18 protein-coding genes and 2 pseudogenes are annotated in these 14,187 nt (G+C 42.1%); 6 read left to right on the top strand and 14 right to left on the bottom strand.

The genetic code is table 11. The features are described from left to right. Positions 1-120 precede the first annotated feature (120 nt). From CXB77_RS05370 to CXB77_RS05345, 9 genes and pseudogenes are all read right to left on the bottom strand, one after another. Positions 121-437: pseudogene (locus tag CXB77_RS05370) on the bottom strand (siphovirus Gp157 family protein). A gap of 67 nt (positions 438-504) precedes the next feature. Continuing rightward, entirely contained in the window at positions 505-765 is a 261-nt protein-coding gene (locus tag CXB77_RS19095; protein ID WP_146108709.1) for a hypothetical protein, read from the bottom strand. Positions 766-1,076: 311 nt separating this feature from the next. After that, positions 1,077-1,523 carry a hypothetical protein gene (locus tag CXB77_RS05365; protein ID WP_146108708.1) on the bottom strand — a complete coding sequence of 149 codons (447 nt, stop codon included), beginning with the start codon at positions 1,521-1,523 and terminating at the stop codon, positions 1,077-1,079. Positions 1,524-2,028: 505 nt separating this feature from the next. Continuing rightward, positions 2,029-2,376 carry a hypothetical protein gene (locus CXB77_RS05360; RefSeq protein ID WP_105073096.1) on the bottom strand — a complete coding sequence of 116 codons (348 nt, stop codon included), beginning with the start codon at positions 2,374-2,376 and terminating at the stop codon, positions 2,029-2,031. Continuing rightward, complete coding sequence (locus CXB77_RS19575) at positions 2,355-2,525, bottom strand: hypothetical protein (RefSeq protein WP_172452546.1); 171 nt, start codon at positions 2,523-2,525, stop codon at positions 2,355-2,357. The genes CXB77_RS05360 and CXB77_RS19575 overlap by 22 nt, the downstream gene beginning before the upstream one ends. 18 nt (positions 2,526-2,543) lie before the next feature. Then, positions 2,544-2,720: pseudogene (locus CXB77_RS24475) on the bottom strand (hypothetical protein); the annotation flags it as partial. Continuing rightward, entirely contained in the window at positions 2,636-3,166 is a 531-nt protein-coding gene (locus CXB77_RS22915; protein ID WP_172452545.1) for a DUF3987 domain-containing protein, read from the bottom strand. The pseudogene CXB77_RS24475 and the gene CXB77_RS22915, both read right to left, overlap by 85 nt. Before the next feature lie 5 nt (positions 3,167-3,171). Then, positions 3,172-3,582 carry a DUF3987 domain-containing protein gene (locus CXB77_RS22910; RefSeq protein WP_172452544.1) on the bottom strand — a complete coding sequence of 137 codons (411 nt, stop codon included), beginning with the start codon at positions 3,580-3,582 and terminating at the stop codon, positions 3,172-3,174. Between the two features lie 26 nt (positions 3,583-3,608). Beyond that, positions 3,609-4,742 (bottom strand): hypothetical protein, encoded by a 1,134-nt coding sequence (locus CXB77_RS05345; RefSeq protein ID WP_105073093.1) that lies wholly within the window; start codon positions 4,740-4,742, stop codon positions 3,609-3,611. 668 nt (positions 4,743-5,410) lie between these two features. On the opposite strand from CXB77_RS05345, the gene CXB77_RS05340 reads away from it, so the two are divergent. Together CXB77_RS05340 and CXB77_RS05335 are read left to right on the top strand one after the other, a co-directional pair. Beyond that, positions 5,411-6,100, top strand: a complete 690-nt coding sequence (locus CXB77_RS05340; RefSeq protein WP_105073092.1) for a recombinase family protein — start codon at positions 5,411-5,413, stop codon at positions 6,098-6,100. Next, entirely contained in the window at positions 6,090-6,566 is a 477-nt protein-coding gene (locus CXB77_RS05335) for a hypothetical protein (RefSeq protein WP_105073091.1), read from the top strand. Before CXB77_RS05340 ends, CXB77_RS05335 begins: the two co-directional genes overlap by 11 nt. Here the strand turns inward: CXB77_RS05335 and CXB77_RS05330 are convergent, their stop codons facing one another. Next, entirely contained in the window at positions 6,567-6,776 is a 210-nt protein-coding gene (locus tag CXB77_RS05330) for a DUF2283 domain-containing protein (protein ID WP_105073090.1), read from the bottom strand. Beyond that, positions 6,761-7,072, bottom strand: coding sequence for a hypothetical protein (locus CXB77_RS05325; protein ID WP_242445475.1), 312 nt, complete (start codon positions 7,070-7,072; stop codon positions 6,761-6,763). The genes CXB77_RS05330 and CXB77_RS05325 overlap by 16 nt, the downstream gene beginning before the upstream one ends. Positions 7,073-7,408: 336 nt before the next feature. Between CXB77_RS05325 and CXB77_RS05320 the strand changes: the two genes are divergently transcribed. The 4 genes from CXB77_RS05320 (at position 7,409) to CXB77_RS05305 (ending at position 12,693) form a co-directional block, all read left to right on the top strand. Further along, entirely contained in the window at positions 7,409-7,897 is a 489-nt protein-coding gene (locus CXB77_RS05320) for a hypothetical protein (RefSeq protein WP_105073089.1), read from the top strand. Between the two features lie 38 nt (positions 7,898-7,935). Next, positions 7,936-8,283: a hypothetical protein gene (locus CXB77_RS05315; RefSeq protein WP_105073088.1), complete on the top strand. Its 348-nt coding sequence runs from the start codon at positions 7,936-7,938 to the stop codon at positions 8,281-8,283. A 258-nt stretch (positions 8,284-8,541) separates the two neighbouring features. Further along, positions 8,542-9,960 carry a replication protein gene (locus CXB77_RS05310; RefSeq protein ID WP_105073087.1) on the top strand — a complete coding sequence of 473 codons (1,419 nt, stop codon included), beginning with the start codon at positions 8,542-8,544 and terminating at the stop codon, positions 9,958-9,960. Positions 9,961-10,800: 840 nt separating this feature from the next. After that, positions 10,801-12,693, top strand: coding sequence for a DUF927 domain-containing protein (locus CXB77_RS05305; protein ID WP_105073086.1), 1,893 nt, complete (start codon positions 10,801-10,803; stop codon positions 12,691-12,693). 195 nt (positions 12,694-12,888) lie between these two features. Here CXB77_RS05305 and CXB77_RS05300 read toward each other — a convergent pair whose 3' ends face one another. The 3 genes from CXB77_RS05300 to CXB77_RS05290 all read right to left on the bottom strand — a co-directional run bounded on the left by CXB77_RS05300 (position 12,889) and on the right by CXB77_RS05290 (position 14,111). Then, a complete protein-coding gene (locus tag CXB77_RS05300; protein ID WP_105073085.1) occupies positions 12,889-13,185 on the bottom strand; it encodes a hypothetical protein in 297 nt (98 codons plus the stop codon). 93 nt (positions 13,186-13,278) lie between these two features. After that, the gene (locus CXB77_RS05295; RefSeq protein WP_242445474.1) at positions 13,279-13,506 is read right to left on the bottom strand and encodes a hypothetical protein; all 228 of its coding nucleotides are present in this window, start codon (positions 13,504-13,506) and stop codon (positions 13,279-13,281) included. A gap of 275 nt (positions 13,507-13,781) precedes the next feature. After that, positions 13,782-14,111 (bottom strand): H-NS family nucleoid-associated regulatory protein, encoded by a 330-nt coding sequence (locus CXB77_RS05290; protein WP_105073084.1) that lies wholly within the window; start codon positions 14,109-14,111, stop codon positions 13,782-13,784. Positions 14,112-14,187: the final 76 nt, after the last annotated feature.

Genomic DNA, 14,187 nt, shown 5'->3' with positions numbered 1-14,187 from the left:
GGTTAAACTCACCAGTTTCAAGGTGAACTCCGGGAATGGAATCAACTCCTAAACGAAGTTGTTCCTGCATCCAATTCTTACGAATATGGGTCAAGGTCTCAACTTCCTTGAAATCAGGTATCATTCATCGTCCACAATGATTCGAGCGGGTGTCTTACGAAGCCGGACAACGATCTGATTACTCTTCAGTTCAGTCTTGTTGACTTTCTGGAGTTGAGTTATCAGATAATTCCGCAGGAACTCAGAACGTGATTCAAGTTGTTTGCGGCGACGAATAAGTTCTCTGTTGCTTTAACAGCTTCAGCTTCCAGTTCTAATTCACGGGTATAACAAGCCACTGCTAATGCCTTGTCCGTGAACTGGTCATCCAGTTGCAATTGATCCAGTGTGTCTTGCACCAATTGGCGCAGTTCTGGATCATCATAATCAGATTCCATCAATGACAGAATGTCACGATAATCATCGGCAATCTGGTATAGGGTAATACTCATGTTGTTCTCCTCATTAAAACGGGATGTCATCTTCAGTGGTACTGGGGGATGAAACATTGCGAGGTTCATGGGGGAATACACTTAACAGCCCGGTAAATGCCGGATCAGTAGGTATTGCGTCGAGACGAATTGAGATTCGTTCTCCATATTTGGATTCCTCAATAGTGAGTCGTTCAACAGCGATCCAAACTTTTTTATCAGAATGGTCGGAGGAGGACAGATACTTTTTTCCGTAAGCGATATTAAATACACGTTTATCTAAAACATGTTCCATGATGTTCTCCAAAGTTGATTAAGCTGCGGCAGAAAGTTCTGGCAGTTTCTTCATAACGAAGTCAAACAATGCAACAGGCAGTTCATTCAAGGATCGTATTGATCCTAATGATTTTGCTGATGCAATCTTATTGCAGTAGGCAATGAATCGTTCTTTCCAGATTCAACTTAGTAAGTTGATTGGATAATTCACGATGTTGCGCTTCTGTAATACAAGTTGAAGATGAAGTTGAGGGTTTATTCTCATTCATCGTTCTCAGGTTTTTCATATCTTCAAGGTCTTGTGTAAAGACTTCAGAGACCCGCCTAATCTTAATACGGAATCAATATGGCCGATTTCTCAGCCATCTTGAACTTATTAATGTCACCATAATCTTGTTTAAGACTACGGGCTCCAACTCCATCAGCGAGGGTTTGTCCGTGAATGTTTTTCAACTCACAACGCACCATCACATATTCAGGTATCAAACCTTGTAAAAAGGCTTGTTCTGTTTCCTTCAGTGAAGGAAAGTGAACTGTTATTCCTAACATCCCGCAAATCTTCTCAGCACCGGGTTTGAATAAACTGGGCTTTGAAGGTCCACGTTTGGTTGGAATAGAACCGTAATCGATACCTTCTTTCAAAGATGACCGAATCCAATTCAGTAACAGTTGTCTGTTCTCACTTCTTCGCGCCAGGTCGTTTTTGAATACCGTTGTGGGAGTATCTAGCGGATTTATTGCTAGATTAGTTGACTCATCATCAATGACGATAGCCATTTCTTGGCTCGACATAATTGACTCCATAAAAAGAGACAATCAAATCGGCATTCCCGTGAAGGAACACCGATTTGATCAGGGATATCTTGGCTGACACAAATGCGTGAGCATTCATGGCGGAGGCACAGCGCAAGAAAAGTTTAAGGAAGTGGAGAATGTAAACACATTATTAAACATCGTCCTTAATTTATAATATCTATATCAATTATTTGAAAACCCATTTCATATGCTCAGAACATATACAGAGATAATCAATCAGAATTGAATAGATTGATTGTTACCATAATTAGTTTTCAAAGGCGGGGGGGGGGTAGGGTAAGGGCAAGCAACCCTTTCCTAGGTTTCCCAGGCATGGTTTGCGGGTGAGGGTAAAAAAAAGCCTCCCTGCTGAGAGGGAGGCGGGTAGTGGGATCAAACTATTTTGTGAATGATTAAATAATATCTAAGACTTCTTTATTAAAATCTTTTGTAAAACTTTCAATATCAAATCCACAATCATCTGAATCTAAACTATCGATTCTTCTGGTTTAACTGGATTAAGATGTTGATTTAATGCGTCGAGCCAGAATGTTGGATAAGCATTTTTAGTTTCAAAAACATTAAAGTCACTAATACGTGGATGAATTTGAATGGTTTCTGAAGGACGACCCTTAGTGTCTGAGTTGTGCTGTACGCGCACCCAGCCATGTTGTTCTAACACTTCAATAGCTTTCTTGACTTCATCAGTATCTTTTAGTCCGCTCCAGCCTTTAGTTATCATTTCCCAGATGATAAATGAATTATTGAGCGCACCACTTTTCATCTTTTCTAATAACTTTTCAATGGTGTCTGTTAAGACACCATTTTTTTCCACTCCGTACACTGCGAATGCGTGAGTTTCGAGATATTCACACCAAGCAATTCCCGTAATACATTTTCTGTCTGAATAAAGTTTTGATTTGAATAACCTAAATATCCGCTGGCTAAATCAATAATGTGAAAGTACAGTGCTAACTTAGCCATTAACGAGCCATATTTAGCTAAGTGATTTCCCAATGCGTCGTGAGGTAAACTACGATCACGGAGACGATTTTGTAACTCAACTTCCCAAGTATTGAAATAAGTTTGTGCTTCTAATGAAAATCCATAACCAATGTAATTATCTTTTTTGCGTAAATCAGAGAAGTAATTCGGTTGAAAGTGATCAATCTTTTCCAATAAATCATTAACCTGTTTCTGGACGTTTCATTCGGTTTGACATCATGTTGGACATAACGATCAATCTTTGGACAAACCATCAATTGAAACCTTGGCACTAAACCATCTGCTTCATGTCCATTATTAAGACTGCCACGGATGTACTTTGAAAACGCACCAGGTTGTGTCGTACCAATAAGCGACAGACACACTTGATCAATAACAACTGATTCACGACTCAAACGCTCAACAGTATAAGCGTTTGTCCCGTTCCAACCTTCGAGATAAAAACCCCGATCACTTTCATGTCCTTTCTTTTCAAAAGAACTGATTAACGAAACCACTTCATCCCTCAAAACTAACGTGCCATTCGGGTTGTCTTGAAGAATCACCTGAAGCATTTCAATTGTTGTGTCTTGCGTATAATACTTTTTCCAAGGGGCTTTTTTAGGTGCTTTATGATACAAAGCATCTATGCCTGTTGAGCTGCTGCCACCGAACTAGCATTGTTGTTAGTCGGCTTTGTTGCTGAATTGGTAGTTATTGATGAATTAATAGCTTTCTCTAATACTTTTTCTGCAGCTTTGATCTTGATTTTATGGACATTCTCATCCGCAGCGAACTGTTGCATATCCTGTTTATGTTGCTCATTAGCATCTTTTTGTGACTTTTGTAAATAACCTAAAGTAGACATTAAAGCTGGAGTTTTCTTAACTCCGGGTGGACCAACTAATAATCCCCACACATTAGCGGGTACGACCCAAGTGTTATCATACTGTCTAGGAAAAGCGACTACTTTATGACCGATTAAAGAGCCAATAACAGTTAGTATTGATACTGTCGGGAAATCAACTGGAACTTGCATCCGCATGGATATATCCATTAGAAAACCACGTAATGGTTCGGGAATCAGTATTGGATCGAGTGGAGCAATACCTTGACGAGGTAAAGGTTGCGGGTCTGACCAAGGCTCTTGAACATCACGCATCTTATTCTGCCAATCGGGTTCTTTAAGATCACGCAATGAATGCCAGTTATGATGATGACAAGAGGCACTGAAACACTGCGCAGAGATTGCACCATTAGCAAGTTGCACGATTGATGCTTTCTGACCATGTGCTGTTTCCAAGGACAATCAATCTTCCAAATCCGTGCTCCTGGTGTACTGAGCCATTGTTCAGCTTCACCAGCTTCAGGAAAGTAATTCGTCAACCATTGATCTAACCAATTTTGTCCATCTTTAGCTTTAATCGGTGTTGATACCGATGTCTGTACTGGTGTGAGTACCGAGTTCTGACTGGGTGTTGCTGAATTGACAAAGGCTTGAAGTTTGGCAAGTTCCAATGGAATGATCGAATCGGGAACCGCTAATAACTTAGCTTGACGATGGATAATTCCCATTTCAGGAATTTCATCACCTTTACATGCTGTTGTGCCGTAAAGTTTGGAGATGCGACTCGGGTTATAAACCGTTGGGTCAACCTTGACTATATCGGTATCAAACTGCTCGGCAAGCACCTTTAATGTGTCTTTAATCAAGGTGCTATCATTAGTAGATTCTGCCAACCGATAGATTAGATGATAACCATTACCTGAATCAGCACTGATAGGTTCGGGAAAGCCATGCGTTTTAACTAACTCTTTCCAGATTTCGTTAGCTACACCTTGTGCTGCCAGTTTCTGCTCATCAGTGGCAGATGTTCCACTAAGCCGTACCGGATCAATGTCAATTAAGAGTGTTATCTGTGCTGTAATGTCTTTATCACTCGTAGCCTCATTTGCATTTGCCATGCGTAACCGGTTATTTGCGCGGGCACGTAATGCTGGATTAACTGGGTTGAGTGTGTAGTAAATACCACTTGCTGCGGTGATCCGTGTTAATTCTTTGACTGCCAGATCAGGATCATTAAAGAAGCCAGAGACAATGCCAGGGTAACGTTGCCCATCTAATTGAGCTTTTAATGCACGAATTTCAAAAGTGTTTCCAGAACACATCAGTTGCAGGGTCTTTTTGACCTCTTGCAGATCATAATGAAACTTCATATTGGTATTCCTTAGTTAAATAATATGAATATCTCCACCGCATGAATATCATGAGTTGTAAATGTTGAGCCAATAACTTTGACTCGTATTAAGTTGTAGTAAAAAGAGTTAAACCTAATCACAACGGTTGGAGGAGAAGCGAGAACCTTACTGACTCTTATATCTATATCAACGGTGAGCTGTGTTAGATGCAGTGAAAAACACCACTAACTGTAACCATTGATTGTAAAAAGACTTTCCAAGGTTCCCTTGGCAGGTTTGGCATTGAGCATTCCCACTTGCCCTCTACCCGTTGGGTTTGCCCGGAAAAATGCAGCCCAGCCCAATCAAGCCAGGGAAACCTGGGAAAGGTCGGTTTGGGCAGTGCCGATCAGGGATGACCGGCTTGGATGACACAGATGCAGTGATTCATAAATTCATGGATCACAGATGCTCGGTCGCACTTCATCGCTCTTTCGCTTGTCTCAGCAGTGTTCTGTGGGTCAACGCACGGGCGTACTTCGACATCACCCTTTTCTCAATCCCGCTTAACGCATCCTCATTCACCTCATCGAATAGCCATCATTGTTATTCATCATCATTGATAACTTGTGTTAGTTAAAGATCGTTTGATAAATTACCAGATAATTCTTATCATGTAACACATTAAATTATCAGATAATTGTACAATGCCAACAAAAACAATTGCATATCTACGAACTTCGACCGGGTGGCAGGAGTTCGGTATTGATGCCCAGTTAGATCAATGTCGTGCCTTTACTGACAAGATTGATGCGGTATTTAGTGATGAAGGAATCAGTGGGAATGTGTCCCTTCATAAGCGTCCCGGGTTATTAGCAGCAATTGATTCATTGCAGAACGGCGATGTGTTGCTAGTTGCCCGAAGGGATCGTCTGTGTCGTGGTGATCCCGTTTTGATAGCGATGATTGAACGGCTGGTTGAGAAGCGGGGAGCAAGGATCATCAGTGTTGCGGGTGAAGGGACTGAAGGTGATGACCCGACCAACCGCTTGATGAGACGGATTGTTGATGCCTTTGCTGAGTATGAAATTCTCTTGGTTAAAGCACGGACTACAGCGGCATTGAGTTCAAAGAAAGCACGAGGTGAACGCACCGGTGGAGTGCCTTATGGATACAAGTTGCATCCAATGAATCCTAAAGAATTGGTGATTGATGAGATTGAACAAAAGATTATTGTATTGATTAAAACACTTCGGGAAACCGGACAATCATTACAGAAGATTGCGGATGTTTTAACTGCCCAAGGATACAAGCCCCGAGGCAAGAATTGGCATCGTCAGACCATTAAGAACATTCTCAATTTCACCCATTCTGAGCGATTCAAACATGACCAATAGACAACAAACCAATAACCGTATTCAGCAACAACGCTTGCGTGATCGGCGAAAAGAAGAGGGTTGGAAGCGTGTCACTGTCTGGGTATCACCGGAAGTAGCGAATTGTCTGCAAGCCATTGATCCTAATCTAGGAACAGCAATTTATGAAGTGATCAATAAATTATCTGATAACAACCATAATAAATTACCTGATAATTTATTTGAGCCTGTTGTTACCACAGATAACCATGTTGATTCCGTTAATGATTTTGATCTAAGTGCGTCTAAGCAACAGGTTAAGAAGAGTGGTGTGAAGTACCACGACAATATCAAGCTGATGGCATGGAAGCTGCGCTGCGAGGGTTTAACACGGGCACAGATTACCGATGCTATTCAATTAGAAGTTGGTGAACCTTTACCAAGGTCGTTTATGAGTCATCTCAATCGACTTATTAAGGCAGGGCAACAATTAGCGGAGGGTGACTAACTATGCGGTGACTAACTCAGCGACTAATGGGTTGTTTTCTCTAAAGCGGCTGACACCCATAATACTGAAACCAATGACATTGCCGGTTTCATCTACACGTTCCATGACAGCATCATGGTTAGTTTCTTTTTCATAGCCAGCCGCATCTGAAAAGCGGACTTCAAGGAAATCAGCTTCTGCATCAAACCAGACCTTTATTTTATTAGCCATAACTCCTCTCCCGCTTTGGGCTTGTCGGTTAAATAAGCGGTAATAATAAACGCATCAATGTCTGTGTATTTAACTACAACACACAACCATTTACTTCCCACAATTGTTTGTGCATAAAACCTATAAAATAATCGTACTGATTTATCAGAGCGTGAGAGTCGCACTAATTGAGGATTCTGCAATACACTTTCAATCTCGGTGTTCATGTCATCCATTTCAGGATGTTCGCGGATGTGTAGCAGTCGCTCATCAGTGAGTCGTACACAATTACCGAAGCAGTCATTTAACGTGTGCATAATGCGCTTTTTGTAATCAGTTCGGCAAAGATTGTTTACAATAGTTGGTTGGCAGTGGTTCGGGATGAAGTGAGCTGGGTTTCTAATTGATCCACCAAGGTCATCAATTGGTCTACTTTGGCAACGATACGGTGTTGTTCGGCGAGGGGCGACCATCATATACCTTGTTGGAAACATGTGGTAAATTGAGCGCAAGAAGAAAAAAGTTAAAGTCCATAAGGCAAGTAAAAAGCACTTGACATGATTCTCATGAAGCGACTATAAGCTAACCTTAGTTTTAAGGTTGGCTTTAGCTCCAAATTTGAAGTCTAAGTCTTATTAAATAAAGAGAAAATAATGAAAAAACAAGGTGTATTTGAAAAAATTGAAGATTCTATCGGTTCCTCAACAATCAAAAACATATTCATTAGCTTTATTATTGTTACTGCTTGTGCCAATGTGTTGGCAGCTCAAGGTCGATGGACGGAAGGCTTCGGGCAGGGAAACCTAGAATATTTTATTGACCAAGATGGTTTTCGCCTTTACATCGGATGCCCCACGGAGGACGGAAGCGCAGACTCTCAATCGAGTGTTTCTCTCATTCAATTGAGCAACGACAACGATATTCAGAACTTTACTATTGATGTAAATGGTGTTTCTTACGATGGACCATTTAGTGCTGATAGTCGTGTTGGAGAAAACAACTTCCTATCACTGCTGGAAAATCTGCGCAAGGGAAATGCTATCGTTAAGTTCGGTGGAAAGTCGATAAAGTTCCCGAAGAGTAATGCAGCAAAAGTTATTCCTGTTTATGGGAAGAATTTTAGTTGCAACATATCGGTTTAAGTAATCTTGCTGATTGCACAGCGTCTGAGAATAGAATTATGAAAAAGACCCTTTATGTACTGTTGGCTTTTTTGAGCGTGTTATTTTTCACCGCAGCTAATGCAAAAGATCAAGTTATTGAAGGCGTCATATCGGAATACATATGCGGAGATCGTTGTGGATTAACGATTGTGGATGCCAAGGGTAGAGAACATAATGCCTTGTGTGCTGCGCCTTTATGTGAGAAATTTGACGAAAGTGACATGTCTAAATTCAAAGGTAGAAAAGTGAGAGTAACTATTGGATCAGTAGAGATGTGTGTTGATGGGCAGAGTGTTGGATTGGAAGAATCATGTCAAGGTAGTGATAAAATGGTTGCATTCACAAAAATTATCTTATTAAAGTAATAGTATAATGCTATTCAATAGTAGTTACACACGAAAAAAAGCCGATTCAACAATAGAATCGGCTTTTTAACAATCATTTTCGGCTAAACCAACTGACCCTGAACAAGTTTTTGGTTTTGCCTTCACTGTACGCAATCAACGCCGCACTGACACTGTAAAAGCACAAACACACAGAAAAACGGCGTTAACCAAGGCTCAAGTTTACACGAACTGCACCAAGTAACAAGAGCCTCAGTTGATTGCGTCAAGGAAGCCCACATGGCACTTGGCATAACAAACACACTGAAAACCAACGACTTCCTCAACACTGAATGCGTTTCTGAAGCGCAGGAAGAGTCGTTCCCGGCACAGCTGCTCACCGCACAAGAGCACTTCGATTTGCTGCACCCGCCCCGTGCGTATGGTGTCACCGTGTTCTGGGAACAGCACAAGCCGAGTGGTGGTTGGAAAACACTTCGTTCTGACTCACCGAACCTACCGGAGTTTCTCGCCGACCAACAAGGTCAACAAGATCGTTATCTCACTGTCAATGAGTTCTATCGCTGGCGTGTAACCAACCAGTTGAAATCGTTGCGAGCCTGTTATGTCGATATTGATGGCAATGTCGATATTGACAAACCATTACAGCGGCTTGCTGAAATGGAGCTGCCTGAACCTTCCTTTGTGATCTACAGCGGGCGAGGAATGCACCTGTATTGGTTGATCAAACCAGTACCAGCCAAAGCTCTGCCTGTCTGGCAAATGGTGCAGAACAAATTGGTTGAAGCACTCTTGCCGGTTGGAGCTGATCCGGTTGTCAAGGATTGCACTCGGGTATTGCGGCTGTGCGGAACGATCAACAGCAAAAACGGAGTTCAAGTCACTGGGAAAAAACTGACCGGGAAACGTTGGACACTGCATCAATTGTCTGATGCTGTATTGGGAAAACGACCAGAATGGGTGCCTTCCCAAAAACCAAGGTCAGCACAAGTGCACAGTTTCAGTGCAAAACCCAACGGACGTAAAAAGTACGGCAGCATCTATCAGTGGTGGTCTTTGGTACACCAAGATTTAATGAAGATTGGGGATTATTATTTACCCAGTGGTGGTATTCCAGAAGGTCGTCGGGACATCTGGCTATTCTTAACCTTGCTTTCATTATCGTGGTTTGTGCCAGCAGCTCGTGTCAAAAGTGAAATGCTTAAAATTGCACGACGCTATACACCGGGACTACTGAATGAAAATGTTCCAAGCAAGATGCTTCCAATAATTGAACGCGCTGAAGCATCAATGCGTGGTGAAAAGATCATATTCAATGGTATTGAAGTTGATCCACGTTATCGCTTCCGGCGTTCAACTCTCTTTGAATGGATACAAGAGATCATCCCTGCTGAGTTGCAGTCAGAGCTGCGGGCAATCATCCCGGAGGATTTGCGGGCACAGCGTAGAAAGGAGCGGGACAAAGCACGTCCACCACGTGACCGGATGAAGGAAGGTCGTTATCAGGATCATTACACCAAAGATGGTGTGCGAGAGAGTAATCGAGAGAAGCGGGAACAAGCTCGGCAGATGCGAGCCGATGGGATGACCTTTCAAGCTATTGCAACTGCATTGGGGGTTTCCACCCGTTGTGTTGTCCTGTGGACGCGGATTGTAGAAAGCCCCCTCTTTAATTCCCGTCCCCACAGGGTCGCCTAGGGGAGTTATCCCCCTTGATAATGACTGTGTTCAGGGACGCATGGATCGGACATCGGTTGTTCCTGTGTTGAGTGGAGCTTCGGGTGGATTGGTGGTTGAGTCTGATTGCTTGGGTGAGTCTGAACGGTTTGGGTTGGTTTTTCCAGTGTCATCGCATTGCTTAGGGTTGGAAGAGCCTTTAAGGGTGGTTCTGAATGGTCTCAATGGCATTTTGACTAGCTGGTTGGGTTGGTTGGTTTGGCTGGTGTTTCTTGTTGTGTTGCGGCTGTGAGTGGGTTTCAGGGTTGATGTTGACTGAATTCTTAATCTGAACTTTACGTTATCGTTAGGTTTGGGTTTTGATTGTTTCAAGTTCAAGGGCTGACAACTGGTTCTGTTTTGAGGTGAGCATTTGAATTTCGATGAGATTTTGTTTCGTTCCAGTGGGAGAGTCTGAGGTTGGTTAAACGGCTTGTTTTGGATTAAACGGTTGATTTGTCTTCTGATTATTTTATTCCTGATTGTTGGTTTCAATAGGGCTTTCAGGTTATTTGAATAAGTTCAGAATGAATTGTTGAGGGTGGGTTTTCTATTACAGCATCATCAGTTATTTTATTGGGTCATTAGTTTCTGGTTTGTGATTATTTAATCGCATCGGTTATTCAAGGGCTAATAACTTTTGATTGTCTCGGGTTTGGTTGGTATTGCGAGAGTGACTTAATGAATGGGTTACAGTTGATCCAGTGACAACAGCTACAAGACAGCTACAACTTTTGGGCAGTTTGTCCTGTCTTTTCAAGGGTTAATGAATCTGTTACCGTTGTAGCTGTTGTAGCCGTTCCTTTTTTGAGGTGAGCATTGATGAAATTCCTGACTCAACAAGACTTTGATGAGATGTCGTTCCGGTGGAAGAGTCGAACCTTTAGGACGTTTCCTCTGCAAGCAGAGGTGAAGAAGGATGTTCCACTTATTGGTTACAGTCTTAGTGCCTATGACAACTCGACCACCCTGACTAGCGGTACACCTCATGTCGGGTTATTTGTATTGGTCGCAACAGTGCATGATGAGAAGCAAAATAACTTTGGGAAGTTGATTAAATTCAAGAATGACATGGGTGTTGATTGTGCTATTTATTTGAGTAATTCAAGTCTCAGAAATGGCAATGGAGTGAATGAAATGGTGAAAAGAGGGTTCTATATGGAACCTGATTCACAGGTTATTCATAAGTTACAGCGGTATATCTTGCTCACTAAATCTGACAACTTTGTTCCTTATGTGAGTTATACGGGCTATTCAAAGGCATTTAATAGCTTTGTATTGCCTGATGGTCTTTATAATAAGGATGGTAAGAAATTAGTTGTTTATGACCAACGTGCTGATGATTTACCTTTAGATGTTAATGGCAGTTATACGGTATGGAAGAATGATATTGCTAGTCATGCGGTTCAATATCCAATCCCAGCTTTTGCATTGATTGTTCCATTCTCATCATTATTGTTTCCCTTTGTTGATTTAGGAACCATCTTCACCCACTTTTATGGATTAAGTTCACGGGGTAAAACATTGTTGTTGCAGTTGGCAGCATCCGTGTTTGGGAATGGTTCTGATCCTAGAAACTCATCTCAGAAGTCTTTGATTAGTCAGTGGAATGCCACACCAGTTGGCTTAGAAGGCATGGCAGCTTTATACAATGGTTCAATTGGGTTATTGGATGAAATCCATAAATGTGATGACAAGGATTTTCCCAATGCTATTTATGCGTTGTGCGGAGGTATCAATAAGGCACGGGGCAAATCAACTGGCGCACTTCGAGAACAAAAGTCTTGGGTATTTCCCGGGTTAAGTTCAGGTGAACAATCTGGTCTTGAAAAGATTGCCAAGACTAAAGAAGAGGCAACATTAGGTCGCTTGATTCGGTTTCTTGACATTCACATTGATGGTCAAATCTTCACGGGTTTGGATGATATTGAAGGTGAAAGACTGGCAACACAATTGAAGGGACATTGCAGTAATCATTATGGACATGCTGCCCGTGATTTCATGCAACAATTATTGAATTGGGCAAATGACTATGACAGTTTGCGTGAGCGCATCAATCAAGAAAAAGAGGAGATGTTTTCATTGGTGTGTCCTCCTGATCTTTCACAGGCTGAAGTTCGGGTCATGCACCACTTCGCTTTGTTTGCTTTAGCAGGTCGGTTAGCCGTTCAATTCAATATCCTTCCCATGACTCAAGCGCAGGTGTTGTCTTCAGTGTGCCATGTGCGGGATATTTGGCTTGCCAGTATGAAGGCACATCATGACAAGTTAATTCAGCAACAAGCGCAAAAGCGGGATTATGTTGCGATCCTCAAGGATGAGATTGTCAATAACTTACATTTGTATCAAGCGGCTACAGATACGAAACCTAGATCAAATTGCAAGGGTTACTATCAATTAAAGCGTCATAGCAATGAATACAACACTTATCTTTTGAAGCCCGAGACCTTTGAAGAGATATTCAAGGGCAATGATTTGGATGAAGTATGTGAACAACTGTGTGAGAAAAAGGTATTACTGCGTGCTTCTGATCAATTCAAAAGAAGTCATCGCATCTCTTCAGTAATGGGTAAGAATGGTAATAGTGCTTCAGTGAGGCTGTACACAATCACTGCTGACATCATTGATGATCCCGAAGAGACATTGGAGCCTGAGTTGGTACTTACTGCGGAAGAAAGGCAGTTGATATTGGAACAGCGGCAAGGGAAGGGTTGATGTTAAGAGTATGATTTATACGGGGATTTGTCTTGTTAAAGATGAGCGCAACATGGGTTGGATCATTGGTCGTGAATATAGATTACTGCTAAGGCTTTTCTTTTGTTGTGGTGGGGGATTAATCTTCGACCTCAAATCTGAGGTCGAAGTCTTATTAGGCGCGATGGAATAGATGGTGTAAGAACACTCCTACTTTTACGTGCTATTTGACTGGTCTTCTACCCTGCCGGTAGACTCCTCAAATATTGCGCTTGAGACAATAGTCGCACCTTTAACTAAATCTGAAGCAACTTCGATGAATGCTTCAATTTTTACATCTGAATATTTACGAAGGTCTGGAAACATTGCGCGCATCTGAGTAGTGGTAACACCTGCATCTGCCCCACTTTTGAGAGTCCTAAAGCCTGCAAGCAGGCGTGCAGTACCGTTTGGCGATTTGATTGTAGCTGCAGCTGCATCCAGATAGGTGTTTACATATTCTTTTTTGGACATAAATCCTCCGATAACAGTTCAGATTATCCTAGACTAGATATGACTCAATATCCCTGTAAACTAAAGCCTTTTGAGGTTGATAACCTAGACAAATCAATTCTGTTTGATGCGGTCTAGTTCTTGATTAAGCTGATGGATTTGCACTTCGTAGCGAACCTCCTTGACCCACAGTCCCATCTGTTGTGGACTGATTTTCATCAGGGTGGCAATTGATGACTTTGTGTAACCAAAATCGTAATGTAGGACGTAAGCCATTTGTTTTTCTTTTGCTCGATACAGATGGTCAATCATAGATGGTTCCTCGGTGTCTTTGTTCAACATATCAGTCAGCTGCGCTTGTTATATACGAGACGGTGTCGTGCTTCTCGCAACCCTCAGGTACCGTACAATAGTACGGTATGCGTTGAAAGTAGTCAAATACTGTGCATGCTTTTCGATCGACTGTGTTAACTGGCAAGGGACCTCGTCGTTACACCAACAATCGATTTAAGAGCGGATATCGCAGACAGCACGAAATATCTTGGTTACAACAGTGGGCACTGCGCATGAAGAGCATAAGTCTGTCTGCGCAGGTGTTGGGTGTTGGGTTCATTCCATCATGAATGGTTATGATCCTCAGAACTTTGACATTCAGATGATGGTGCAATCAGGAAATCATCATAGTTGCGACCTTTCATCCACCAAGGTGCACGACCGGCTCCACTCCAAGTTTTGACCGAATTAGGATCACGATATTTAGGTGGGAGAGGTGGTTTAACCGGTGTTTTCGGTTTCAACTGTGGGAAAACATCTTCAGCGGTAAGTGCATATTTCTCTAGTGAAGCTCTTAACTCTTTGATCTTACTGCGCTTTTCCAGTTTGCGGGCAGCATCGATTTCCTGTTGCAGGATTTCCTGTTGTTGAAGCAGTTCATCCAAGTTTGACATTGGTCATGTTCTCAAATTATAAGGAAGTGATAAAAGATACACGATTCAGTTAAGAAAAACTCCTGCGTTATGCAGG

Origin of the sequence: Chromatium okenii, assembly GCF_002958735.1 — a bacterium.
Classification (GTDB): Bacteria; Pseudomonadota; Gammaproteobacteria; order Chromatiales; family Chromatiaceae; genus Chromatium; species Chromatium okenii_A.
Note: the sequence above shows the minus strand (reverse complement) of the source record. Positions and strands in the feature narration are given on the sequence as shown.